The 23,399-nt window shown below is 34.5% G+C and carries 29 protein-coding genes, 1 tRNA gene and 1 pseudogene; 6 read left to right on the forward strand and 25 right to left on the reverse strand.

Annotation, left to right across the window (positions count from 1 at the left end):
• The 4 genes from ACW9XH_RS09365 to ACW9XH_RS09380 form a co-directional block, all read right to left on the reverse strand.
• Positions 1 to 492 carry a LeuD/DmdB family oxidoreductase small subunit gene (locus tag ACW9XH_RS09365; RefSeq protein WP_457760393.1) on the reverse strand — a complete coding sequence of 164 codons (492 nt, stop codon included), beginning with the start codon at positions 490 to 492 and terminating at the stop codon, positions 1 to 3.
• Complete coding sequence (locus ACW9XH_RS09370) at positions 489 to 1,760, reverse strand: 3-isopropylmalate dehydratase large subunit (RefSeq protein ID WP_457760394.1); 1,272 nt, start codon at positions 1,758 to 1,760, stop codon at positions 489 to 491. Before ACW9XH_RS09370 ends, ACW9XH_RS09365 begins: the two co-directional genes overlap by 4 nt.
• A 187-nt stretch (positions 1,761 to 1,947) precedes the next feature.
• Entirely contained in the window at positions 1,948 to 4,047 is a 2,100-nt protein-coding gene (locus ACW9XH_RS09375; RefSeq protein ID WP_457760395.1) for a PKD domain-containing protein, read from the reverse strand.
• A 525-nt stretch (positions 4,048 to 4,572) separates the two neighbouring features.
• On the reverse strand, positions 4,573 to 4,788 hold the full coding sequence (locus ACW9XH_RS09380; protein WP_457760396.1) for a hypothetical protein: 216 nt from the start codon (positions 4,786 to 4,788) through the stop codon (positions 4,573 to 4,575).
• 66 nt (positions 4,789 to 4,854) lie between these two features.
• Between ACW9XH_RS09380 and ACW9XH_RS09385 the strand changes: the two genes are divergently transcribed.
• Complete coding sequence (locus tag ACW9XH_RS09385) at positions 4,855 to 5,631, forward strand: coenzyme F420-0:L-glutamate ligase (protein ID WP_457760397.1); 777 nt, start codon at positions 4,855 to 4,857, stop codon at positions 5,629 to 5,631.
• Positions 5,632 to 5,679: 48 nt separating this feature from the next.
• Positions 5,680 to 6,234 (forward strand): hypothetical protein, encoded by a 555-nt coding sequence (locus ACW9XH_RS09390; RefSeq protein WP_457760398.1) that lies wholly within the window; start codon positions 5,680 to 5,682, stop codon positions 6,232 to 6,234.
• 1 nt (position 6,235) lies between these two features.
• Here ACW9XH_RS09390 and ACW9XH_RS09395 read toward each other — a convergent pair whose 3' ends face one another.
• Positions 6,236 to 6,559, reverse strand: a complete 324-nt coding sequence (locus ACW9XH_RS09395) for a hypothetical protein (protein WP_457760399.1) — start codon at positions 6,557 to 6,559, stop codon at positions 6,236 to 6,238.
• A 98-nt stretch (positions 6,560 to 6,657) separates the two neighbouring features.
• Between ACW9XH_RS09395 and ACW9XH_RS09400 the strand changes: the two genes are divergently transcribed.
• Entirely contained in the window at positions 6,658 to 7,191 is a 534-nt protein-coding gene (locus ACW9XH_RS09400) for a hypothetical protein (protein ID WP_457760400.1), read from the forward strand.
• Here ACW9XH_RS09400 and ACW9XH_RS09405 read toward each other — a convergent pair.
• From ACW9XH_RS09405 to ACW9XH_RS09420, 4 genes are read right to left on the reverse strand one after another with little or no spacing between them, the layout of a single operon-like run.
• A complete protein-coding gene (locus tag ACW9XH_RS09405) occupies positions 7,184 to 7,624 on the reverse strand; it encodes a hypothetical protein (RefSeq protein ID WP_457760401.1) in 441 nt (146 codons plus the stop codon). The genes ACW9XH_RS09400 and ACW9XH_RS09405 overlap by 8 nt on opposite strands.
• Before the next feature lie 50 nt (positions 7,625 to 7,674).
• A complete protein-coding gene (locus tag ACW9XH_RS09410; protein ID WP_457760402.1) occupies positions 7,675 to 8,637 on the reverse strand; it encodes a 2-oxoacid:ferredoxin oxidoreductase subunit beta in 963 nt (320 codons plus the stop codon).
• Positions 8,627 to 10,537: a 2-oxoacid:ferredoxin oxidoreductase subunit alpha gene (locus ACW9XH_RS09415; RefSeq protein ID WP_457760403.1), complete on the reverse strand. Its 1,911-nt coding sequence runs from the start codon at positions 10,535 to 10,537 to the stop codon at positions 8,627 to 8,629. The genes ACW9XH_RS09410 and ACW9XH_RS09415 overlap by 11 nt, the downstream gene beginning before the upstream one ends.
• A 49-nt stretch (positions 10,538 to 10,586) precedes the next feature.
• The gene (locus ACW9XH_RS09420) at positions 10,587 to 10,730 is read right to left on the reverse strand and encodes a hypothetical protein (protein ID WP_457760404.1); all 144 of its coding nucleotides are present in this window, start codon (positions 10,728 to 10,730) and stop codon (positions 10,587 to 10,589) included.
• Positions 10,731 to 10,782: 52 nt separating this feature from the next.
• On the opposite strand from ACW9XH_RS09420, the gene ACW9XH_RS09425 reads away from it, so the two are divergent.
• On the forward strand, positions 10,783 to 11,751 hold the full coding sequence (locus tag ACW9XH_RS09425; protein WP_457760405.1) for a 2-hydroxyacid dehydrogenase: 969 nt from the start codon (positions 10,783 to 10,785) through the stop codon (positions 11,749 to 11,751).
• Positions 11,752 to 11,760: 9 nt separating this feature from the next.
• Positions 11,761 to 11,910 (forward strand): hypothetical protein, encoded by a 150-nt coding sequence (locus tag ACW9XH_RS09430; RefSeq protein WP_457760406.1) that lies wholly within the window; start codon positions 11,761 to 11,763, stop codon positions 11,908 to 11,910.
• Between the two features lie 37 nt (positions 11,911 to 11,947).
• Here ACW9XH_RS09430 and ACW9XH_RS09435 read toward each other — a convergent pair whose 3' ends face one another.
• Positions 11,948 to 12,322 (reverse strand): ChuX/HutX family heme-like substrate-binding protein, encoded by a 375-nt coding sequence (locus ACW9XH_RS09435; RefSeq protein WP_457760407.1) that lies wholly within the window; start codon positions 12,320 to 12,322, stop codon positions 11,948 to 11,950.
• A 26-nt stretch (positions 12,323 to 12,348) separates the two neighbouring features.
• The gene (locus ACW9XH_RS09440; RefSeq protein WP_457760408.1) at positions 12,349 to 12,630 is read right to left on the reverse strand and encodes a hypothetical protein; all 282 of its coding nucleotides are present in this window, start codon (positions 12,628 to 12,630) and stop codon (positions 12,349 to 12,351) included.
• 88 nt (positions 12,631 to 12,718) lie between these two features.
• On the opposite strand from ACW9XH_RS09440, the gene ACW9XH_RS09445 reads away from it, so the two are divergent.
• Positions 12,719 to 14,026 carry an NAD(P)/FAD-dependent oxidoreductase gene (locus ACW9XH_RS09445; RefSeq protein ID WP_457760409.1) on the forward strand — a complete coding sequence of 436 codons (1,308 nt, stop codon included), beginning with the start codon at positions 12,719 to 12,721 and terminating at the stop codon, positions 14,024 to 14,026.
• Positions 14,027 to 14,051: 25 nt separating this feature from the next.
• Here the strand turns inward: ACW9XH_RS09445 and ACW9XH_RS09450 are convergent, their stop codons facing one another.
• The 14 genes and pseudogenes from ACW9XH_RS09450 to ACW9XH_RS09515 form a co-directional block, all read right to left on the reverse strand.
• Positions 14,052 to 15,107: a baeRF10 domain-containing protein gene (locus ACW9XH_RS09450; RefSeq protein ID WP_457760410.1), complete on the reverse strand. Its 1,056-nt coding sequence runs from the start codon at positions 15,105 to 15,107 to the stop codon at positions 14,052 to 14,054.
• Positions 15,108 to 15,156: 49 nt separating this feature from the next.
• Positions 15,157 to 15,258: transfer RNA gene (locus tag ACW9XH_RS09455), tRNA-Ser, on the reverse strand.
• A gap of 59 nt (positions 15,259 to 15,317) precedes the next feature.
• Positions 15,318 to 15,764, reverse strand: coding sequence for a hypothetical protein (locus ACW9XH_RS09460; protein ID WP_457760411.1), 447 nt, complete (start codon positions 15,762 to 15,764; stop codon positions 15,318 to 15,320).
• 26 nt (positions 15,765 to 15,790) lie between these two features.
• Complete coding sequence (locus ACW9XH_RS09465; RefSeq protein ID WP_457760412.1) at positions 15,791 to 16,792, reverse strand: RNA-guided pseudouridylation complex pseudouridine synthase subunit Cbf5; 1,002 nt, start codon at positions 16,790 to 16,792, stop codon at positions 15,791 to 15,793.
• Positions 16,789 to 17,349, reverse strand: a complete 561-nt coding sequence (locus ACW9XH_RS09470) for a cytidylate kinase-like family protein (protein WP_457760413.1) — start codon at positions 17,347 to 17,349, stop codon at positions 16,789 to 16,791. Before ACW9XH_RS09470 ends, ACW9XH_RS09465 begins: the two co-directional genes overlap by 4 nt.
• Positions 17,346 to 17,975, reverse strand: coding sequence for an EMC3/TMCO1 family protein (locus ACW9XH_RS09475; protein ID WP_457760414.1), 630 nt, complete (start codon positions 17,973 to 17,975; stop codon positions 17,346 to 17,348). Before ACW9XH_RS09475 ends, ACW9XH_RS09470 begins: the two co-directional genes overlap by 4 nt.
• A 3-nt stretch (positions 17,976 to 17,978) precedes the next feature.
• A complete protein-coding gene (locus ACW9XH_RS09480; RefSeq protein WP_457760424.1) occupies positions 17,979 to 18,566 on the reverse strand; it encodes an adenylate kinase in 588 nt (195 codons plus the stop codon).
• Complete coding sequence (secY, locus tag ACW9XH_RS09485; protein WP_457760415.1) at positions 18,544 to 19,977, reverse strand: preprotein translocase subunit SecY; 1,434 nt, start codon at positions 19,975 to 19,977, stop codon at positions 18,544 to 18,546. The genes ACW9XH_RS09480 and secY overlap by 23 nt, the downstream gene beginning before the upstream one ends.
• Entirely contained in the window at positions 19,970 to 20,395 is a 426-nt protein-coding gene (locus ACW9XH_RS09490; RefSeq protein WP_457760416.1) for an uL15 family ribosomal protein, read from the reverse strand. The genes secY and ACW9XH_RS09490 overlap by 8 nt, the downstream gene beginning before the upstream one ends.
• A gap of 1 nt (position 20,396) precedes the next feature.
• Positions 20,397 to 20,864 (reverse strand): 50S ribosomal protein L30, encoded by a 468-nt coding sequence (locus ACW9XH_RS09495; RefSeq protein ID WP_457760417.1) that lies wholly within the window; start codon positions 20,862 to 20,864, stop codon positions 20,397 to 20,399.
• 6 nt (positions 20,865 to 20,870) lie between these two features.
• The gene (locus ACW9XH_RS09500; RefSeq protein ID WP_457760418.1) at positions 20,871 to 21,605 is read right to left on the reverse strand and encodes a 30S ribosomal protein S5; all 735 of its coding nucleotides are present in this window, start codon (positions 21,603 to 21,605) and stop codon (positions 20,871 to 20,873) included.
• A 2-nt stretch (positions 21,606 to 21,607) separates the two neighbouring features.
• Complete coding sequence (locus tag ACW9XH_RS09505) at positions 21,608 to 22,090, reverse strand: 50S ribosomal protein L18 (RefSeq protein WP_457760419.1); 483 nt, start codon at positions 22,088 to 22,090, stop codon at positions 21,608 to 21,610.
• A gap of 36 nt (positions 22,091 to 22,126) precedes the next feature.
• The gene (argF, locus tag ACW9XH_RS09510; RefSeq protein WP_457760420.1) at positions 22,127 to 23,041 is read right to left on the reverse strand and encodes an ornithine carbamoyltransferase; all 915 of its coding nucleotides are present in this window, start codon (positions 23,039 to 23,041) and stop codon (positions 22,127 to 22,129) included.
• Positions 23,038 to 23,399: pseudogene (locus ACW9XH_RS09515) on the reverse strand (hypothetical protein); the annotation flags it as partial. The pseudogene ACW9XH_RS09515 and the gene argF, both read right to left, overlap by 4 nt.

The following is a 23,399-nucleotide window of genomic DNA, read 5'->3' on the forward strand; positions in this document are numbered from 1 at the left end:
TTAATCCTGATCTGGCTTATACTTGAAGAGTCCACCAGCAGCAATTATCTTTCCAATAATTTCTGAAAATGGTTTCATTTTGTATGTTTGATTTTTTGTAATATTTTTAATTTCATTAGCAGACACATCAATTTCTATTTCATCACTTTCTGAAATTCCATCATATGCGTCCTGACCTATTTCAATAGGTAACAAAAATGCACCATCTACGGCATTTCGATAAAAAATTCTTGCAAAAGACAATGCAAGAACAGCCTTTATTCCAGAATGAGATAATGCAATTGGAGCATGTTCACGAGAAGAACCACATCCAAAATTTTTACCAGATAAAATAAAATCACCTTCTTTTACTTTAGAATGAAAATCAGGATCCAATCCCTCCATAGCATGTGTTGCAAGTTCAGCATAATCATGGATTTTTAGATAGGTACCAGGAATTATGACATCAGTGTCGATATTATCTTGAGCATATTTTATGACGTTACCCTTCATTGCAAATCCCTCGGATCAGTAATTTTACCAGTCACTGCAGATGCTGCTGCCACCATAGGAGATGCAAGGTATGTTTGAGACTCCACATGGCCCATTCTACCAGGAAAATTTCTATTTGTAGTGCTGATACAAATTTCATCTTTTGCTAAAACACCCATATGGGCACCACAACAAGCACCACAAGTTGGCGGTCCAACAGTAGCTCCGGCATCTAAGAAAATTTTCAACAATCCATTTTCCATGGCTCGCTGATAAATTGAAATTGCTGCAGGTAAAATTTCGGTTCGAATCTTTACCTTTCTCCCTTTAAGGATTCTTGCTGCAGCTTCCAAATCTTCGTATTTTGCTCCAGTACAAGAGCCAATGTAAGATTTATCCAATTCCACAGAAGGTGCTTCCCTCACAACACAAGTATTTTCAGGGGAAAACGGTTTTGCCACAGTTGGCTCCATCTCAGAACTTTCAAATTCAAAAATCTTAGAATACTCAGCATCGTCATCACCTTTTATCAAATTCATATTAGTTGCACCTCTTTGAGTAAGATAGTCCACCACTTTTTGATCTGGTTCTACAATACCATTCTTTGCACCAGCTTCAGTAGTCATATTACACATAGTCAATCTGCTTTCAACAGACATTGCATCAATACCACTTCCACCAAACTGCATTGTCTGGTATGCACCACCATCAGTTCCTATTTCGCCTATAATTTTTAAAATCAAATCTTTTGCCATCACATGATCAGGCAATTTTCCATTTAGTTTAAAATAATAAGTTTCAGGAACCTTAAACCAAATTTGTCCATTAAGTAAAACATAAGCAATGTCAGTATGCCCTAAACCACAAGCAAACGCACCCAATGCACCAGTAGTGTTAGTATGAGAATCCCCACCAACATAAACATCACCAGGCATCACCATTGCTTCTTCATGAGATATGGTATGGCAAATTCCATACTGACCCATCCCATACTTGAAATGTTTTTCAATCCCATAATGTTTTGTAAATTTTGATAGTTTTACAATATTTTCAGCTGATACCTTTTCTGCAGATGGAACAAAATGATCCTCAGCTACCCAAACTTTTGTAGAATCCCATAGTTTGTCTACTGAAATTCCCTGTTTTTTGAGTTTATCAAATACCTTAATGACACCAGGTCCAGATACATCATGCATCATTACCTTGTCTACTTTAGCAAAAACCACATCATCAGGAGAAACAGACGACTTTCCTGCTCCACGAGCAAGAATCTTCTCAGTGATATTCATGATCAAAAAAACTTGCTCTACAGATTAAAAGCTTTTCAGAATCTCTTTGTGTCAGATATGGAAAGGCACTATTTGATTCCTGCAACCAAAAGGGCGTCAAAAAAATTCTGTACGACCATAGACTTTGTCATTATTTCGAGGACAAAAATGAACACAAAATTAGTGTAAAAAGGAAAAAGATCGAATTCTATTGTTTAGCTGATGCAGATGCTTCTGGAGGAGAATTGACAGGGTCAACAGTGATTACTACTGTATCATTACTGGAACGTCCATTATCATCGAAAACTTTGAGTTCAAAAGTTAGAACTTTGATTTCACCGTTATTTACAATTGGGCTAGTAAATGATGGATTAATACTAGAAGCAGAAGACAGTTTAACTGATTCTCCAGATAGTTGAGTCCATTTGAAGGATAGTTGTTGATTTTCAGGATCATTGCTTTTGCTTCCATCTAATGAAACTTTTACATTTTCATTAACTATTTTATCAAGACCAGCATCAGATACAATGTCGGCACTGATAGTATTTCGAACTAAAACATTTACACTATCAGAATCAGAATAGGTTCCATCAGATACAGTACAAGTAAATGTCATTGAAGAATCACGTACAACATTTGGAATTTTCACCATAGTTTTAGGGTCATCGTTTTGTTTGATTTCAGATCTTGAAGTAGTACTCCATGAATACGCAAGTCTATTACCATCAGGGTCAATTCCAGTACACATTAAATTGATGACAGTATTTTCATCTACAGTAAAATCAGCACCAGCATTAGCCTTTGGGGAGCTATTTTCAGGAGATACAAACACTACAACCTGATCAGAGTCAGTTAGGCCTTGTGGATCTGTAACAGTTAGTTCAAAAGCCAATCGCTTAGAAGAGGTCGGAGCAACTTCAGGTGCAGTAAATGATAATTTCAAATTAGATTTATCAAAAGAAACAGCATCACCAAAAATTTGCTTCCATTCTGTTTTTAGAGAATCACTATTCAAATCAATTGCGGTGCCCATGATCGAAACATCATCCCCTCCATGAACTCGCTTATCAACACCAGCATATGCTCGTGGAGGACTGTTTACAGTACTTACAGTAATTTGTACATCGTCAATATCAGAATTTCCTTTAGAGTCAGTTACTTTGAGCTCAAACACCAATGGTTCGGATAAAGATGTGATTGTGGGAGAAATGAAATATGCAGAAGGTTGAGTATATTCATAAATTTCAGTTGGAATTCCAGATTTTTGAGACCAAGAAAATCTAATATTGTCATTATCTGCATCAATACCGCTACCTGCTAAATACACAAATGTTCTTTGAGGCACATTTTGATCTTTTCCAGCATCAGCTATTGGGGCATGGTTTGATGGAATCACTTTGACTAGAGCCATATCATTTGCATATCCATTACCTTGAGAATATCCAGTAACATGAAAGGACATCAGTTCTTCATAATCACCAACATCAGGAGCTGTAAATTCAATGTGATCTCCATTAAACGAACTAAGTTTAACAGGAGTTCCAATAAACTGAATCCAGGTATAACTAATTGGTTGGTTATTCAATGTATTTCCAGTAACATCAAGACTTACAGTCTGACCTTCAGTAACTGTTTGTATAGGTCCTGCTTCAATTGAAATAGATTTATTATTAATTTGGCTAGAAAACAATATTACATTTACAGTATCACTTACAACTCCTCCAAATCCGTCATCAACAGTAATTCTAAATGTTAAAGGCTCATTTTGTGAAAAATCAAAAAGCACAGGTCTAAGTGTAAGGTGTTTTTTTGTAACAGAAGACAAACTTACTTGTTGTCCGGAAAGTTGTTCCCATTTGTAGGTGAGGATATCTCCGTCTTTATCAGTGATTTGAGGAATAATGCTGATTGCATTAATTGATTGGATTGCAAAGATATCACGTCCAGCATCTACAACAGGGGGATTATTTACAGAATTTACAATAATTTCTACAGTATCTGAACTGCTTTCACCTTGAGGATCAGTAACCAGTAATTCAAAAGTAAGAACTTTGATTTCACCATTTTTGACATTAGGGGCCATGAACGTTGGTTCAGGAATAGTTGTGGAGGATAACTTTACAGAATCACCATAAATCTGAGTCCACTGGAATGTAAGATCTCCCGTATCAGAATCATGTCCTTGACCAATCAAAGTCACCAGTTTATTTTCAACAACATCAACGGATTCGATATCAGCAAAGGAACTTGACAAATTTCCAATAACTAATACCCCCAAAATCAAAGGCAATAAAAGATAAAGATTCACTAAGCCTAATTCAAAAGAAGTTATTATTAATCATTATGTATCTATGATTTGTAATCTCTATAGCAGTAACATAGTAAAACATCAAGATTCAAAAGACTCGGATTAAAGCCTCAAAAGAGTTTATTTTTCACAATAACCTACGCCTTTAATCCGTTTTTTCACTAGTAATGTTCCTAATGATTTTGGTTTGTAGCCATTGCAGGAGGGACTCTCAGGTTTGATCACGTATGAATGGTTTGAGATACATATCACCAAAAATGTCCATGGCACATCGCCTATCTGGTGAAACCTGAGAGATTATTCTTCATCAAGGATTGTCCAAGACAACCCATAGAGTTGCTCCCAAGATTCAGACTTGTTATTCTTTGACATGACATAATATAACAAAATTTACTTAAAACCATAATGAATGATTTATTCATACAAATTATCAGCATACTCTAAATGCTATTTTAAAAAATATAATGTAATTGGAATTATTATCAGACAACTAATCGTTGTTGATATTAAATTTCATTCCATAATCTAAATTTTTAATTTTCCAACATCTAAACCATGTTTAACTATAGAAATTAATTCTTCAACAGAGCAATTTCTCAATGAATCTGGCAGAGATTCAGCCTCAAATGACTGAAAACTAGATATCTTTTTTCTAACAATCATTTTTACAAGACTGGGCACATCTTCAGCAAATTTAGTATTAATGTGATCTAATATTTCATCTATTTCATTTTGTTCCACAATATTATACCTACAACAATTCCAATTATTCACAACAATAAAAAAGAAAAGAAACCTCAAAATATCGTGCAATTGACAGTTTTCCCACTTTTAGCAGAAAGAATGGACACAAAATTCGATGTTTTTGAAACATTGCTCAAAACATTAGAAAAAAATAATATGATTTTAGAAGAAGGAGATGTTTTGGTGATTTCTACAAAATACATCTCAAACTCACAAGGAAGAATCATAGATTTAGAAAAAATTATTACGTCAGAAGAAGGAATGAAAGTTTCAAAGGAGTATCAATTAAAATCAGAAATAGCAGAAATTATCATCAGAGAATCAGATAAAATTTTTGGTGGTATTGGAGGATTTGTAATTACATCATCAGATAACATTATGGCGCCAAATGCAGGAATTGACAAATCAAATGCAAAAAAAGGTCTAGCCATACTATATCCAATAAACCCATATCTCACCGCAGAAGAAATTCGCAGAAAAATTTTCTTAAAATTTCTTATTCATACAGGAGTGATTCTCGCAGATAGCAGACTAATGCCTGCAAGAATTGGCACATCAGGTGTTGCAATATCTTGTGCAGGTATTGAGCCAGTCTTAGATATGAGAGCAAAAAATGATCTTGATGGCAATCCACTAAAAGTTACATTTCAAGCAGTGGTGGACAATCTAGCTACAATCGCAAATCACAAAATGGGTGAAGGTGCTGAATCAAAACCATTTGCAATAGTTAGAAATTCAGAGGCCATTCTTACAGATAGAAAAATCAATCCATCAGAAATGGCAATTTCGCCTGATCAATGCGTCTACGTAAGAGGACTATCAAATCCCCCAAAATTCTAACCCGTAATCTAGTTCTGCTTTAAATAGAGGAATTTGGTGAAAAAGTTAATGGAGTACCTCACCACATATCCCAAAACAATATCATTTTTTGATGGAATAAAACACAGAATTGATGTTGACAGTAAAGACGGTGTTGAACAACTCCACATCGTAGTAAAGAAAAGTTTTGAAGAGTTAACAAAAATTTTCAAAGATGAAGGTTTTACTAAAGTTAAACTTGAACATAAACAGCCAGATCAAATTGGAAGTGGTCTAAATTTAAAATTAAAAAAACCATGGGAAATGCATGTCAGGATGGTTGATTTGAAAAAAGGGCTAATCGGAATTCATGCAGAAGTGGAAGTTTCAAGAGATTATCTACAACATTTGTTTTCTCAAAGAACACCAGTAGTTTACGAGGTAGAAGAAATTTTAAAAAAATACCAGGTGGATTACAATATTTGGCATGATAAAGTTAAAAAAAATGTTCATGCCATAGTGGATAATTACAAAGTAAAACTTGCAACACCAAGCATCCCAGTATTTGCATGGAAACCAATGTTGTTTGTGATTGGCACTATTGCAGCATTCTACGGTTGGAAATATTTTAACACAATCTGGTAGATCAAACACCGAGAGTTTCAGCTTTACTCAATTCTAAAAAGACTTTATCTCCAACAGACAGACCCATGTCTTTGTACTCATGCATTTCAAGTTTTAATTGAGTTACACCAGATTGCATTCCTGCTCCCCCCATACCAGACATCATCTTGTTCAAATCCTTCATCATGTCATTCATGTTTGAGAATCCCATCACTTTTGGTGTTCCAAAAGCAGGTGGGTTTTGAGTTCCTTCCTTTAGATCTTTTAGAGACGATAATGAAACTACAACGTATGGTGCTCCATCAGGTGCAGAATCAATGCTTTTTACTACAAATTCTTTCTTCATATCTAGAGATGTATCTCATTCAATATAATTTTAAGGTGAATTTTTACTAAATTTAACAAGTTTGAAGCTTTAATTACAATTTTCAGGGTTTTAAATCATTGTCAGAAAATGTGAAAACGACATTGAGATATTATGGAATTTCACCTTGGGAAATCGAAGTTTTGTATGGATTTCTAAATTCTCACTTTACCATAATTCAGGATGAAATAGAAGCAGATGATGAAAATTTTGTTAGTTTCTTAGATATCGACATTCCACTCCAATTCAATGAAGAATTTTTTCAATGGTTTGATTTTAAGCGATGGGAAAAAATCAAATCTGTTTTTAAGGAAATGAAAAGGAGAAGAGGTAGTGGTAATGCTTTAAAGATTGTAATTAATTTTTCTGGAAAACCAAAAATAGTTTTCAACATAGATATTGAAGATAGGCAGTGGTTTGATAACGCATTAGAAAAAATCGATTTTGTTTTAGAATTATTACCATATCACCTAGATCCAAAAAAAATACCATTAAAAATTTCTGAAATAATATACAAGTTTGATTCAGAATCAATTAGATGGCGTCTAGATACAGCTTTGTCTGAAAATAAAAAATACAAATTCAGAGGAGACGTATGGAATGAAATTAATTGAGATCTTTTTGTAAAGGTTCTAACAGTTCATGTAGTTCTTTATACTTTGATTCTAAAAATTCTAAAGCGTCAGGAAGTTTTTTGGATTTTCCATATTTGTAGCGAATTAATTCACGATGATGCCAGTATGTTGTATTATCATCTACAGATAAAGTAGTGAAGTAATCAGATCCCTTCATAGTATCAGGAAGTTTCACATCATGAGGAAACAGCAATTCAACAATAAACCATTCATCACCATCAGGATAATCAGAACCAGTTTCTACATCAAAGAACACATGTAGCAAGTCAGATTGCATAAGACCATCATCGTTGATAAATGGATGTTTAACAGGTGATTTTTTGAAATCTAGATTAACCAGTTGGGGTTCAAAGAAACCCTTTATGATAGATTTTCTAAATATTTTATTTGCTTCATTAATATTCAAATGCAAAATATCATTCTAAGAAACTTGCCTATAACTTCTTAGGTTCAAGGTAAAATCTATACTTCCAAAGAATCCAATAGTTTGGAAATATCAGTATTAGAATAGCCATTTTTTGAAATATTTTGTTTTGCAGGCGGATTTTCTAAATAGTTTGGAATCTTATCTTTTATTCTTTGAGTATATGGGGAGATGAGTTCATTTTTGTAAAAAACACCTGTAGGTATTTTGTTTCCCCATTCAAGTGATTTTATCAATGCTTGAGATAATTTCTCATTAATTTCAACTTCAGAATCATAATGAATCAGTGGCTCATATCCTTGTTCTTCTAGTTTGTAAATTCTGGAATGTCTTTTTTGAGCCTCATCAACTAAATCAGCTCCTGCATACCAATCTCGAGTATTAAGATCATTGTAAGTTGGACATGGTTGTAATACATCAAGAAATGAAAGACCTTTGTGACTTACCGCCTGAACAATCAGATCCTTGAGATGTCTAACATCATAAGAATATCCACGAGCTACAAATGTAAATCCACTTGCAATTGCCAACCCTATTGGATTAACATTAGAATTTGTATTTGGGGAAGGCAACGATTTTGTTTTTTCACCAAGTTTCAAAGTAGGAGATGCCTGACCTTTTGTCAAGCCATATACTCCATTATCAAAAATAATGTAAGTCATATCCACATTTCGTCTGCCAGCTGCAACAAAATGTCCAGCACCTATTCCTAAACCGTCACCGTCACCGCCTACTGCAACAACAGTCAGATCAGGATTTGCAATCTTTGCACCTTGTGCAAATGTCAAAACTCTTCCATGTAATGTGTGGACACCATAGGTATTGATGAAATGAGAAGTTTTGCCAGAACATCCGATTCCAGAGAACATTACAGCTTTATCTCGCTCAATACCCATTTCCGCCAAAGCCATCTGAATTGCGTTCACTATTCCAAAGTCTCCACATCCAGGACACCAATCATTATGAACATCTGTTTTGTAATCTGCAAGTTTAAGCGCCATGCATTAGAACCTCCCGTTTGTCCGCTTTGTTCTGAATAATTTTCTTAAGTGAATCATAAACTTCAGTGCAAGTCATAGCTCGTCCAGAGTATTTTAAGATAAAGTAATCAATTTCACGTCCAGTATTTTGCTTGAAAAGTTTTCCTAATTGTCCAGAATAATTTGCTTCAATATCAATAATCGTCTTTGCATCTTTTAACAAGGAATTAACGTAATCGCCTGGAAATGGATGTAATAATTTTAGTTGAATAAATCCTATAGAAATTCCTTCTTTTTTGAGCATATCTAGTGCATCAAGTATAGGACCTTTTGCAGAACCCCAAGAGATTATAGTGTACTCTTCAACACCAAATAATTTTACTTGTTCATCATCAGGAATCTCTTTTAGAATTAAATCTAAACGAGACATTCTCTTATCCATCATTTTCACACGCAAAATTGGATCCTCAGTAATATGACCAGTTTCATCAGATTCATCTCCAGTATTCCAAAAAATTCCATTATCCATGCCTAATCTTGAACGAGGAGATATACCATCATCTGTAAATTCAAATCGCCTATACCCATCATCTACTTTTTCTAAGAGTTTTCCTCTATTGATGGAGATCTTTTGTGGATCAAATCTCTTACATGTAATGACAGAACTTGCATGGAATTTATCCATAAGATGAATCAGTGGAACTTGAAAAATATCCGTATAGTTAAAACAATTTCCAGTATCATAGAAACTCTCTTCAATGTCTCCAGAAGCATAAACGATTTTTGGAAAATCACCATGTCCAGCATGCACTGCAAAAAGTAAATCATCCTGTCCATGTCGTGTTGGAAGACCTGTAGATGGGCCACTCCTCTGATAATTAGTAATTACAATTGGCACCTCATTCATTCCTGCCCAACCCAACATTTCAGTCATCAATGCAAATCCAGGACCAGACGTACAAGTTGCCGAACGAGTTCCAGTTAACGCGCCACCAATAGTCATACCCATTGCACTGATTTCATCTTCTGTTTGAATTACAGCAGTAGAACCAGGTCTATCATCAATAATTTCTAAAATTTCATTTGATTCAAGAAAAACAGATTCATCAGATGCAGGAGTAATTGGATAATAAGGTTGAAATCTACAACCGCATGCCATTTTTCCCAGAGCAGTTCCCTGAAAACCTTGCACCAACATGGTTCCCGGTTCTTTTTCTGTTCCAGATAAAACATGATCAAAGTTTTCAAATTTTGCAGTTGCATAATTGTAAGAATAATTTGCAGTTTGCTGATTTATTTTTGCAATTTCAGGTTTTTTTGAAAAAATAGATTCAATAGTTTTTTGTAATGAATCAGGAGGCATGTTAACTAATCCCAAAGACAAAGAGACTCCAATTACATTATACATTCTAACCAATCCCCTCAAGCGAGGATTCTCAGTTTCCTCAGAAAGAGTTTCAAGAATGGATTTAAAAGATATGGGAAATAGTTTAACGCCTTTATCTTTTGCAATTTCCAAAACACCAGCAACGGTAAAGGGTTTATTTTTAGATTCTAATTCTTTATGTAATCTTTTTTTGAATGGGGCATCAAGTGTATGTACAGCATCTGTTTTAATTTCCTCCAAATCAGAATCATAAATTATTCCTCCACCAGAGATTACCTCATCATAATGACGAAAGAGGGTTTCAGCATCAAATGATGCCATGAGATTTACATCATTAACGTTTGAGTTAATTTTTTTATCAGCAACACGGACTGTGAAGTAACTATGTTCTCCTTTGATATTTGAGTAAAATTCACGTTTACCAAATATCTGATATCCCATTTCAGCACACACTTTTGAGAAAATATTTGCCGCAGATTCAACACCACTACCTTGTGGACCTCCAATTAGCCAGGTAAAATCAAGAGTATTCACGATTATTCACAGAATTCCTGAATTTTAATAGTAAGATGGTTCATTTCTTCTAACCTCCGGTGGCTGCATCAAACAATGCACATTCACATTTATCACGTTCACCACAATAAGGACATACACAAACACATTTTTCAATAGAATTTCCACATTCTACACAAATAGCAAATTCTTCCTCTTCAACTTTAGAAGCCATAGAAGAATTAGAAAGAAATCGTATAAATGGTTTGAGATGAATATCAAGATTGATGAAAAAGAAAGTCTTTCTTACAAGAACTTTACACGACTTTGCACTAAAAGAGTTAAGGGGAAAATATCAGATTGAAATTCATTCAGGAAAAATTCCCATTCCACAAACAAAATTGCGATCAAAGATTAAAGAGATAGACGGACTAATTTGTTTTCCATATGATAACATCGATAAAGAATTAATTGAAAAAGGTAGAAACCTCAAAGTCATTAGTACGTATAGTGTTGGTTTTGATCACATTGATATTGAACATGCCAAAAAAAAGAAAATTCGTGTGGGTTTTACTCCAGAAGTGTTAACTGACGCAACAGCAGATATGGCATTTTCATTATTGTTAGATATTGCCAGAAGAGTTACTGAAGGAGACCGAATTATCAGAGAAGGGAAATGGAAAGAAATCTACGGTGCATTTGATTATGTAGGAGTAGATCTTCAAGGAAAAACAATTGGAATTTTAGGTTTAGGTAGAATCGGCAGTACACTTGCTAAAAGAGCAAAAGCATTTGATATGAAAATTATATACCATAATAGAAATCCAGTTGCAAAATCTAAAGAAAAAGCATTGGATGCAAAATATGTTTCATTTGAAAAGCTAATCACTGAAAGCGATTTTCTTTCAATACATGTTCCACATACAAAAGAGACAGACAAATTGTTTAACATGGGAATTTTTAAAAAAATGAAGAAAACATCATTTTTAATCAACACGTCAAGGGGAAAAGTGGTAAATGAGAAAGATCTCGCCATTGCATTAAAGAAAAAAATCATCTCAGGTGCAGGCTTGGATGTATTTGATAAAGAACCAATTAAAAAAAGTCATCCATTAATGAAATTACCAAACATTGTACTTGCCCCACATATAGGAAGTTCAACTAAAGAAACAAGAATCAAAATGGCAGAGATCACTGTAAAAAATTTGAATTTAGGGATTAATGGAAAAAAACCAACATATTCGGTAGGATACTAACTTTCACGCATGGGTTTGAATCCCATAAATTGTGCGGTTTTTATATCTAATTTGTGGTCTAAAATTACATTGAAAAAATTCAAACATACAAACGAAGAATTAGAATTAGCTAAACTACAGTCTGAAAAAGAGAAGAAGGAAAAAGAATCTAAAGAATAATATTTTTATTTCTTGTCTTCTTCAGACAAGGTTTTTTTTAAAATTGAATTTTTGAAGTAAATTTTTGGTTTAATAGATCATAGAGTTTTTTTCTTTCAACAACCAATTGTTTAGATGTATCATACATTTTTGTAAAAAAAGCTGCAAGAACACGTTCATTATTTTCATCAAAAAATCTAACGCTAAAACTAATTTTTTCAGGTTTTTCTTCTTGAGTAAATTCTGCACGTTTTATCAATTCTGAATTGACATGCATATGTGCTGGACCGTCATTTTCACCAATAGTGATCCATTTGTCTTTTTGTCGAATATTAAGAGAATTACTTCTAATCTCGCTAGTGGCACCATTATTTTTTATGATGAATAAAACATCATCAATTTTTACCAAATCAGATAACAATTCTAAAAGCAACAATGATTGTTGAAAAGGTAGTTATTTCAATTTTTTGAACGATTCATTTCAATTTGAACAAAATCATCAGTATCGCCATGCACACAATCAGTTCCAATTGCTTTTACAGGTGAGAAACTAATTTTTCCCTCATGTATTTTGCCCTCATTTTGTAAAATGCTTATTTTACCTGAAACGATGTGTTGGTGTTTTTGACATGCTACACCTACCATATATTCATCATTTCCTGAAATAATTGACACAATGAATTCAGGAGGATTTACGCATTGTTTTCCCTCTTCCATTACTGAGCATTTATCAGGTAACATGGTCTGGTTTGGCATTTTATCAGATATTAATCTTGATTGTTATAGATTCAATTTATTATCAGCTAAATTAAATTCAGATTGAAAGTTATTGGCACATAATTTTGATATAATAGTTATTGGTGGAGGTATTCTTGGAACATCAATATCATATTTTTTATCGTTTCTAAACAAATCCAAAAAAATAGCAGTTGTAGAACAAGCTCATACAGTTGCGTTTCATACAAGTGGAAGAAATACCGGAAAAGTTCATGCCCCATATCTATACAATCCTGAAAAGAAAAAATTGTTTGCAAAATCAGCTTTTTTAGGTTATGAAATGTGGGAAGTGTATGCAAAATTAAAAAATTTACCATTTAAAAAAGATGGAGTTATCGAAGTTGCTTTAGATCAAAAAGGAATCAATGTTCTTGAGAAATATCTCAAATGGGGAAAACAAAACGGTTTAGAAGATACAGATATTGAATTATTGAACAAGGAAGAATTAAAAAAAATAGAGCCAGAAATAAAGTGTGAATCTGCATTATGTGTTTACAAAGATGCATCAACAGATTATGCTTTATTTACAAATTCAATAATGAAAGATAGTAAAGAAAACGGTACGACATTTTTGTTAGATGCAAGAGTTACAAAAATAAGAAAAGAAAAAGGCAGATGGGAAATCACATTAAATGGTGAACATAAAATTTATGCAAAATTTCTAATCAATGCTGCAGGAGGAGAAGCAGTAAACATTGCACATGATGTTGGAGTGGCAAAAAAATTTACAGATGTACATTTTAGAGGAGAATATTGGAAAGTTCCTAACCAATACAATAATCTTACAAAATCTAGCGTGTATTCTGTTCCCGAATTTCCAGAATACCCATTCTTAGATCCTCATTGGATTCTCAGAGTTGATGGTAGTTGTGAAATTGGGCCAAATGCAGTTCCAGTTTTTAGTCCTTATGGATATAGTAAATCAGAAAATATCAAAGAATTCATTCCAAAAATTCTAGAAATGTTAGGTTCTGGTGCAAGAAAAGCAATTTTTGATAAACAATTTCAAGAACTTGCAATGAATGAAATACAATCATCAATGTCAAAAACTGCAATGGTTGACAGAGTAAAAAAATTCTTGCCAAAAATAGATGCAAACAAAATAACTCAAAAAGGTACCGCAGGAATAAGATCATCAATTATTGATGAAAATGGAAAATTTGCACCAGACGTAATTCAAGTAGAAGATGACATGTCGTTTCATATTTTGAACTACAATTCACCAGGAGCTACAGGGGCACTACCATTTTCAGCACACATTGTTAGTCGTCTTAATGAATCAGGATTACTTGTCAGTGAAGATCTAGATACGCAATGTGGTCCATGGAAATTCAATGAAATTATAGAAAAAATCAAGTAAATCAAGTCCAGAGAACAGATAAAGATTATTTTATTTTATATCTAAGAATTGCTAAAACAGAATTATCAAGATCTAATTTTTTAATTATATTTGGAGAGATTGCAAATTCTATTTTAGAGGAAGTATTTTTTGCAATCTCAAGCATTTTAATGATTTTTTTAAATTGTGAATTTGTATGATAGTTTGCAGATACAATTAAGGTATCCACAGCACCCATTTCCAATGCCTTGTAAATTACATTATTTCTTTTAGCAGTTAACCCATCCTTGAATAATTTTTCATATTTTTCAAGCAGTTCCACCACACGTTTCCTCCTATGCTGATACAAATGATGAATGATTATTTCATGGATTTCTTTAATAGAAGTTGAAAAAGATAGATGTTCTACAAATCTGCATTTTTTTATTAATTCTGAATCAAGTTCATGGTAAAACTCTGTTTTAGCTGGACCTATCCCACCCAATAAAATTAATTCAGAATCCAAATCCATTGTTTTGATTTTATTTGCAATTTTTTTAAAGAAGACATGAATTTTTGTTTGTCTTGCCCTCAAAAATCTCCCTTGGCTTTGTCCACCTTTTCTATGCCTGCCCTGCAAATCAATTTTCAGTTTAGATTCTTGTAGTATTTGGCTGCCATGAAATTTTTGTATTCTTGCAGTTTTTTGATCAAGGGTCACCAGTAAAACATCATAGTTTGTTTTTAGGACATCGTTAAACGGTTTAATGTATGGCTTTTTGCTTACCATGTAGATGTAAGGAAGTTTTTTTGAAGTTCCAATTTCTTTAATTATTATTTTGTCATTATTTATCCAACCAAAAATACAAAGAGTTTGTACGAATTTTCCAACGGATGAAGGATCTTTTCTAAGTTCCAGAATTCTTTTTTGAATTTTAGATTCAATTCTTTCAATGGTAGCAGTTCTATGATTTTCATCCAGTAAAGAAATAATTTCATTTCCCTTGCCATAAGGATAATAGACAGACACACATGTAGAGTTAATTAATTTTATCTCATGAAGAAACTGGTTAATAGATATCCATTCAGATGAAGAAATTTCAGAAGATTCCAAAGCATTCAACGATTAATAGAATAGTGGTGCATATAAAATTCAAATCTAAAATTAAAAATGGCGCCGGGAGGGAGATTTGAACTCCCGTTCCCTTGCGAGAACGCGCTTTATGGTTAAACAATTTCCAGGCGCGCGCCCTACCAGGCTAGGCGACCCCGGCACAAGTCTTGCGACATTTATGTTCTGTAAAATGTGATTATAAATTATGTTACTTAGAAACTATTTCCAAATTGTAATAGTTGTTGATTTTTCTACATTATTTCCTTCATCATCAATTGCCTTGGCAGATATTTTGTAAAGACCTTCTAAAGCTGCATCGCCATCATTCTTTATTTGATTCCATGAAAGAGTAATTTCATCACCAGATTCTAAACTAGATATTACCTGTGCAGATATCGGAGCATACATCAATATTCCAGATAGTCCCGTTATTCGAAGACCGTATGATGTATCAGAGAATGTTAGTGGAACAGTTCCAGAATTTACAATTCTAATTTCAATCTCTTCACCTTTTTTAAAATCAGATTTTTCAGTAACTACAGAAATAGAAGAACCTTCGACAAAAACTAATTGGCTGGTATTTTTGACATCAATCAAATAAACTCCAAATCCAAGTCCTGTTATTACACCAATCCCAATAAAGAGTACAAGGCTTTTTGCTAGCAATTTCTTTTAAAATAATTCTTGATTTTTTAATCCTTTGGAGGAGTGGGCTTTGTTCGCCATTTTTTAGGATAAGTATTTGGAGCCATAATGATTCTTTTTGTTTCAAATGCATACCCTTTTGCAGCATCTTGAATTTCTTCCTCAGACATTGTTGCTTCTGCTAATGCCACAGCTTCGCCTTTTTGTGTATAAACTCCAACAATGTCACCCTTTTTGAGATTTTGAGAAATTTGTAATACTCCAGGTATTGCTAATTGTGCCCCATGACACATTGCATCAACTGCTGAATCTCGAATTACCACTGATTTTAATTCACTAAGGGCAAATTCTACAGGTTTAATCATAGTCATAAGTTTGGTATCATCTTTTGTCTCTTCCCACCGTGCAAATGCATCTGCTAGTTCATGTAAGGTGACCAAGCCATCACGTTCATAAAATTGGTCAACCCTAGTTCGTCTAAGTTCAATCATAGTTGCGCCGGGTCCCAAAATTTCTCCAATATCATAGTAAAGTTTTCTAATGTATGTTCCAGCTTCGCATAAAATTCTAGTTAAGAGTAATCTTTCTTTTTGTTCTAAAACTTCAAACTCATAGATTGTTCTAGTTCTCGTTTGTCTAAGAACAGCTGAACGTTGTGGAGGTTTTTGGAAAATTTCTCCCCTAAACATTTCAACAATTTCATTGAGTTTTTCCTTTGATGGAAGAGAGTGAACTCTTCCTAAAGCATGGTATTCTTTTGGACCATACAGTAAAACACCCAATGCTTTAGTTGCCTCACCCAGACCCAAAGGCAATACTCCTGACACTTGGGGATCTAATGTACCACTATGACCAATTTTTGGAAGTTTCAAGAGACGTTTTGTCCATGCAACAGTTTCATGGCTTGTAGGGCCAGGAGGTTTATCCAAAATTATAAGTCCGTAGTTCAGTAATTGTTTGATTGTTCTTTTATCATAATATGTCCCATATGCATCATCAGTGATATCCTGATCAATTTCGACAAGGTTTTCAAGTTGTTTTAGCGTCATAGCAATTTTCTCACAGTTTCTTTAGCAACGTCAATTACTTGTTGTGCTGATAAATTATCCGTATTTATAATTAAATCGAATACAGATTGGTCATCACCAAAATCAAAATCATATAGTTTTTTGTACAATGCTTTATTCTTATCAAATCTTTCTTTTGTTATTTCATAGGCATCATCAAGACCCATATTGTCTCGGGTCTGCATTCTTTTAGTACTGCTTTCATGAGATCCCTCCAGCCAAATTCTGATTCCATCTTCAATTAGCCAAGGCAGAGTGTAGCTGGTAATTACCATTCCACCTTGATTGAAAAGAGCAATAAGTTTTTCATCTAATTTTTTATCAAATTCAGAATTTTGTTCACGTTGATTAAGAAATTTCATTCCTTCTTCAGTATCCCACCAATCATCCCCTTTAGAATCAAATCCATGTTCGCTTGCCATCTCCTTTAGAACATCCCCACCACTAAGATATTTTAATTCAAACTCTTCTGCTAATCCTTTAGCAACAGTTGTTTTTCCTACTGCGGGAGGACCAGAAATAACAATAGATTTTGTCAACTAAGATCCATAGATGTTTTTGTGAGTCTCATGATAATTCCACTAAATGCAATAGATGAAAGGAAATACCAAGCCCAAAGGTACAGAGCATTTTCTTTACCAAAACAATGGTGTCCTTCTTCAAGTGCTTGTGCTGCAGTACATGTCAACTGAAACATATCTCCAGGGAGTACGTTTAGAGGAATTGGTGAAAGAGCTACAGTGTAAGAAAACAGTTGTGGCAATACAAGATAGAATATCAGTATCAATGGAACAAAAGTAATCATCATAGGTCTCATATTCATTTGCATCATCTCCATTGACATTTTGTTCATGTAAGATGATTTTTTTCCCAGTTCAGCAATCTTGGCTTGATCTTTGGCTCTCATTGCAGCCATTCTTTCTTTTTGCCAACCCCGAGTTTCTTTCATAATTCGTTTTAACTTTACTTGATCAACCATTTTCTTTCTAACTCCAGCATTAAACAAATTAAGCAGAATGCCAAATCCAGAAACAGCAAACATTGACAGAATTACTCCTTGGATAATAGGATCATCACTGCCTAAAGCATGTCTTTCACCGCCAAGGAAGTCTGGCAGCTGGAGATGCATTACATCGATAAAGAGTAGAATAAAGTTGAAATCCATTTTTTACAGTCCTATTGCATTAATGATTTTAGCTGCCGCTTCTTCAACCTTTCCCTCACCATTAAGCACATGCCTTACTGGCGCTCCAGTAATTACAGCGCATGCAGAAATCATACCCGATTGAACATCCAATTCTTTTTTAATATTAGCAAGAGTAATTTTATCTCTATTTCGAGTATCGTCTTTCATTCGTCTATTGTAGATTTCTTCAGGTTTTGCAGAAACAGATACAAAGTTTGTTGGTTTAATTATTTTAAGAACATGTTCTGGCAATCCAGGATAATATCCTTCTGGAGAATTAATGAATGCATGAGTGTCAATGATTATAATTTCTTCAGTATATGCAGCAATTTTTTCTGCAGCAACTTTTTGAAGACGTTGTTGTTCAGATACAGATAATTTTCTAAGTTCATCTCTATCAGTAAGACCATTTTCTTTAGCAACATCAAACATCAAAGTTCCATAACTAATCATATGAACATTTTTTTTATGGTTTTTTAGAATTTCAACAATTTTTGATAGTAAAGTGGTTTTTCCTACACCAGGAATTCCTATCATTATGATTTTTTTATTTTCTACCAAGTAAAGCACCCAAACGCGGCATAACAACTTCAACTTGTTCTCTAACTAATTGTGTGTAATAGTTGATGAGAATATCGACCATAAGTAAGATGCCGATTCCAGATCCAAAGACTCCAAGTACATCAGATACTCCGGCTAAGAGACCCAAGATTGCAGAACCTATGATGGTAACTGATGGAATGTATTTGTTTAACAATGCTTCAACTGGAGCATTTGATCTTCTAAATCCAGGAATTTGGACATCTGCATCAAGTAAGTTTTGAGCTGCAGTTTTTGGAGATAGGCCACCAAGTTCAACCCATAATCTACCAAACACAATAACAATTCCGATCATAAATAGAATATACCCTACTGCACGCATTGGATCTAAAGCTGCAACATCCAAACCTCTTGGAGGAGTAATGTAGTAAATGATACCACCGACAGGAGTATTTGGACTGGTAGGATCAAATTGCGCTATAAAATTCATAAAGAAATTATTGTTACGTGGATTCATGTTTGCCCATAACATTTGGAATATGAAAACAGCATTTGCCGTAAGTGCTGATGCTAAAATGACTGGAATGTTTGAGACATACATCAATTTGATTGGATAGACAGCAGAGAAACCTCTGTATTTTGTAGAAACAATTGGAATTTCAATTTTAATGCCTTGAGTAAATACAAGAACCAACAGAATGCCTGCAGTAAGAAATAATCCAAAGATACTAGGTAATTGATTTGAACGGAATAAAATATTTGTAATATCACCACTACCAGTTAAAGATTGAACGATGTATGGAATGATACCAATCATTCCTCCATCTCCAGCAGGTAATGGGCTAAACATACTCCAAAGAATCTGTTGAGCAACGCCTGCCATGATGAATAAACTGATTCCACTTCCGAGTCCCCAGCCTTTCTGAATTAATTCATCAAGAAACATGATAATTACCGACGCCGCCATCAATTGGCCAATCAGAACATATAGAACATAAGGTTCGGTAACACCTGGACCATAAACAGCTGCAGCATATACAATGGATTCAGCCACAATTACAATGTAGGTTACCAGTTTAGTAGCTGTTTGAAAGATTCCTCTTTCCTCAGGTTTCTTGAAATCAAATTTTAGAATATCTGAACCTCTCAATAATTGCATCAAGAGTCCAGCTGTAACTATAGGCCCAATCCCTAATTCAACCAGAGTTCCTTGTTGTGATGCAAAAATAACTCTAGCAAATGCTAGAAAATCAAATTGAGGTGCAGTTGCTCCAAATAAAGGAGTCTGGCCCATTATCATGTAGATAAGCAATGCAATTCCACACCAGAGCAATCTAACTTGTAGAGAAATTTTCTTTTTAGGTTTTGGAACTTGAGGTAAATATGGTTCTGCTTTGAAAACTACTTTTCGAATAATGCTAGTTAAGCTACCTTCAGCCATTATCAGATAACACTTCTCCCCCAACAGCTTTTAGTTTTTCTTCAGCAGATGCAGTAAATTGTTGAACTTTGACGGAATATGCATTCGTTATTTTTCCGCCACCGAGGAGTTTTTTGTATCCTGCACTTACAAGGTCTACAATTTTTTTGCCTCCTTCTTCTTTACCGAACTTTATGAACAGGTCATCTAGATCTCTAAGACTTGCCCAGTTTTTGATAATGTTTGGGTGAGGTGTTTTAGGTATATCATGGCCATAATGATCTGGATCTTCTTTCAACATAGTGCTTCTATGATGTTTTTTCATACCAGTAACTCCAAGACCACCTTTGTGACCACTTGCACGGTGTTGACCTACTTGCCCCCATCCCATGTGTCGTCCGCCTCTAAGTCGTCTTGTTTTTCGTAATCTAGTTGCCATGTTAAATCATTCTCCTTACGATAGTGTCAAGTTCTTTGTTTTGTCCAAGAACACCTTTCTGTCCATAAAGTTTCTTTGTACTTTTTTTGAATCCATGAACAGGAGGTGCTAAAGCAAACCAAGGTTTTAGGGGTTTTAATTTTGATAGTGTTGCCTTACCTTCAGCCAAAGCTGCCCCCAATTCTTCAACACTTGCAAATCCTAATTCTTTTAAATCATCGGCAGTTACTTTTTGATAACCGCCTTTTCTTGCTTTCTTATCTACCAATTCAGTTGCCAAAGATGCATCAATTTCAACCCAAGAAACATAGTGTTGTACTTTTCTTAACATTCCCAAAGTATTGTCTTTGGCAGGTAGAATAGTTGCACGATATTTTTTATCTAATTTTAACAAAGTCATAGTAGTTGTTGCCCAATACGGACAATCTGCTTGACCTTTTATTCTGACAACAAGATATGCGTTAACCATAATTTATCAACCCTGACTGAATGTCTGCCTAAGACAAGCCAATACTGCTTTTGAAGTAGAACCCATTGTAGGAGTAGAACCTTTTGCTGTAGTCCATGCGTCTTTAAGACCAGCTAATTCCAATAATCGTTTAATTTTACCACCTGCTACAAGACCTAATCCACGAGGTGCAGGAATAATTTCAATTGTAACACTTCCACCTTTTCCTTTAACTTTGAATGGTACAGAATGTTTTTGATCACATCTACATTCCCAACTACCGCATCCCATTTTGATAGGGCTGACATTAAGAAAAGCTTGGCTAGTTGCTTTTTCAATAGCAATTCTCATTTGTTTTGATTTTCCTTGTCCAATACCCAAGTAACCATTCTCATTACCAGTGGCAACAATTGCTTTGAATCTAGTTGATTGACCGTTTGTAGTCATTCTTTGGATAATGCCTACATCAACGACTTCACTTTTCAAATCAGGTAATAATTTCTTGATAATTCCAGACTCTTGAATACGTAATCCGGCTTCATAAATTTCTTCCAAGGATGAAATTTCCCCAGATGCAACTTTTTGTCCCAAGATAGTTTTTGGAACCCAAACCTCTTCTTCTGCTTCTCGTCGTGGTCGTCTTGGACGATCTCCACCTGCAGCTCCACCTGGTGGACCTCTGCCATATACTGGTGGACCTCTACCTCTTCCCCCTTGTCCGGGTTTGGATTGTCCAGGTTTAGTTTGTGCTGTTTGACTCATTTCTATTTGACCTCACTATCAATTGATGATTTTATTTTTGAAACTTCATTTTTTACTGTAAGATGTTCGCCGTTAATTCTCTCATCAGATGGAAATGTTTCTGAATCAGCTGGAACCTCAACACCGGCATCAATTACTCCTTTCAGAGCAGCAGCCATTCTTTGAGTATATCGTCTAGTTCCAGTATACAAGATTGCACCTTTTGCACCATTTCCCAAGGCCTTCTTACCAGCCAAGTAACCAGTTAGATATGCAGCAGGTACACTTTTTCTAGAACCCTTCCATCCTTTTTCAAGTAAGTATCTAGAATGTGCAGAAGCAATAACTGTATCACCAGTCATGCCAGGTTTTAAAATTTGGACTTGGGTATTTTCATTAGTAATATTAACAGTGATAAAATCGCGCTTACCCATCAACATGGTTCCACGTTTTTTATAATTGGTCTTTTCCTCTCTTAATCTTCTCAATATTTTCGAATAGGCCATCTATAGAAACCGAGTTTGAATCTGCTCTTATATACGTTAAGCGCGAATTAGAGCAGCAAGTAAAGCTTTCTGTGTATGTAAACGATTTTCTGCTTCATCCCAAACAACTGACTGTGGACCATCAATTACTGATGAAGTTACTTCTTGTTCTCTCTTAGCTGGAAGGCAGTGTAAAAAGATCGCATCTTTCTTTGCTGACTTCATCAATTCATCATTAACTTGATACTTTGGCAAGAATTTCTGTAATCTTTTTTTGTCAAGATTATGAATGGATGAAAAAGTATCTGCAACAATTACATCGGCATTTTTAGCTGCAATAAATGGATCAGATATCAATTCTATGTTTGTTGATTTTTTGGCTTGCTTTACAACATTTTTGTCTGGCTCAAAGCCCTTTGGAGTGGCAATAGACATCGAGATTCCCGCTAATGCTGCACCATAAATCATAGAGTTGCAGACATTATTACCATCGCCAATCCATGCAATTTTTAATCCTTTGAATTTTTTCTTTTTTTCTTTAATTGTCATAAAGTCTGCCAATATTTGGCAAGGATGAAATGTATCAGAAAGTCCATTAATTACAGGGACGCTTGCAAATTCAGATAGTTTTTCAAGTAATTCATGATCATATACACGTGCCATAATACAATCAGAATATCGTGATAGAGTTTTTGCAGTATCTTCTATTGATTCTCCACGAGATAACTGCATGTCATTTGATGAAAGATTAATTGCATGTCCACCCAATTGATACATGCCAACTTCAAAACTAACACGTGTTCTTGTAGAAGGTTTTTGAAAAATCATTGTCAATGTTTTATTTTTTAAAATAGGTTTGTTTCCACCTTGTTTGAGTTCTTTTTTTAGTTTAATGGAATCATCGATTAATCCTGCAAATTCTTTTGGTGACAATTCCGCCAAAGTGAGTAAATTTTTAGTTTGAAGTTTCATTTTCTTAAGAATCCAAATCTTCCTCGTTTCTTTTCAGGTTTGTCTTCTTTATCATGTTTTTGTATCTCTTTGTCTCGGACATCATGTGTATCATTTGATTCTCCAGGTTTAGGTCTGCCAGATTCAATCCATTTACGAATCTTATCACCCAAATTGATTGCATCATCATCATTTTCAGGTGGAGGAATATCAAATAGTTCAGAATATGTTGTGATATCTACATCTTTGATTCCTTCAAAAGGATCTTCAGGATTGGATTCTAGTTCTGGTGTTGGTTCAGGTTCTGGTGTTGGTTCAGGTTCTGGTGTTGGTTCAGGTTCCTGTCTCTTATACACATCTCCGAGCCCACGAGACAGTC

This window comes from Candidatus Nitrosopumilus sp. bin_32a, from assembly GCF_054095935.1.

What these genes read in the sequence shown, in the direction of transcription:
- ACW9XH_RS09365 (WP_457760393.1), bottom strand. Translation starts at nt 492, where the DNA reads ATGAAGGGTAACGTCATAAAATATGCTCAAGATAATATCGACACTGAT.
- ACW9XH_RS09370 (WP_457760394.1), bottom strand. Translation starts at nt 1,760, where the DNA reads ATGAATATCACTGAGAAGATTCTTGCTCGTGGAGCAGGAAAGTCGTCT.
- ACW9XH_RS09390 (WP_457760398.1), top strand. Translation starts at nt 5,680, where the DNA reads ATGGAGTACCTCACCACATATCCCAAAACAATATCATTTTTTGATGGA.
- ACW9XH_RS09395 (WP_457760399.1), bottom strand. Translation starts at nt 6,559, where the DNA reads ATGAAGAAAGAATTTGTAGTAAAAAGCATTGATTCTGCACCTGATGGA.
- ACW9XH_RS09410 (WP_457760402.1), bottom strand. Translation starts at nt 8,637, where the DNA reads ATGGCGCTTAAACTTGCAGATTACAAAACAGATGTTCATAATGATTGG.
- ACW9XH_RS09420 (WP_457760404.1), bottom strand. Translation starts at nt 10,730, where the DNA reads ATGGCTTCTAAAGTTGAAGAGGAAGAATTTGCTATTTGTGTAGAATGT.
- ACW9XH_RS09425 (WP_457760405.1), top strand. Translation starts at nt 10,783, where the DNA reads ATGAAAAAGAAAGTCTTTCTTACAAGAACTTTACACGACTTTGCACTA.
- ACW9XH_RS09430 (WP_457760406.1), top strand. Translation starts at nt 11,761, where the DNA reads ATGGGTTTGAATCCCATAAATTGTGCGGTTTTTATATCTAATTTGTGG.
- ACW9XH_RS09440 (WP_457760408.1), bottom strand. Translation starts at nt 12,630, where the DNA reads ATGTTACCTGATAAATGCTCAGTAATGGAAGAGGGAAAACAATGCGTA.
- ACW9XH_RS09465 (WP_457760412.1), bottom strand. Translation starts at nt 16,792, where the DNA reads ATGACGCTAAAACAACTTGAAAACCTTGTCGAAATTGATCAGGATATC.
- ACW9XH_RS09475 (WP_457760414.1), bottom strand. Translation starts at nt 17,975, where the DNA reads ATGGATTTCAACTTTATTCTACTCTTTATCGATGTAATGCATCTCCAG.
- secY (WP_457760415.1), bottom strand. Translation starts at nt 19,977, where the DNA reads ATGGCTGAAGGTAGCTTAACTAGCATTATTCGAAAAGTAGTTTTCAAA.
- ACW9XH_RS09490 (WP_457760416.1), bottom strand. Translation starts at nt 20,395, where the DNA reads ATGGCAACTAGATTACGAAAAACAAGACGACTTAGAGGCGGACGACAC.
- ACW9XH_RS09495 (WP_457760417.1), bottom strand. Translation starts at nt 20,864, where the DNA reads ATGGTTAACGCATATCTTGTTGTCAGAATAAAAGGTCAAGCAGATTGT.
- ACW9XH_RS09500 (WP_457760418.1), bottom strand. Translation starts at nt 21,605, where the DNA reads ATGAGTCAAACAGCACAAACTAAACCTGGACAATCCAAACCCGGACAA.
- ACW9XH_RS09505 (WP_457760419.1), bottom strand. Translation starts at nt 22,090, where the DNA reads ATGGCCTATTCGAAAATATTGAGAAGATTAAGAGAGGAAAAGACCAAT.
- argF (WP_457760420.1), bottom strand. Translation starts at nt 23,041, where the DNA reads ATGAAACTTCAAACTAAAAATTTACTCACTTTGGCGGAATTGTCACCA.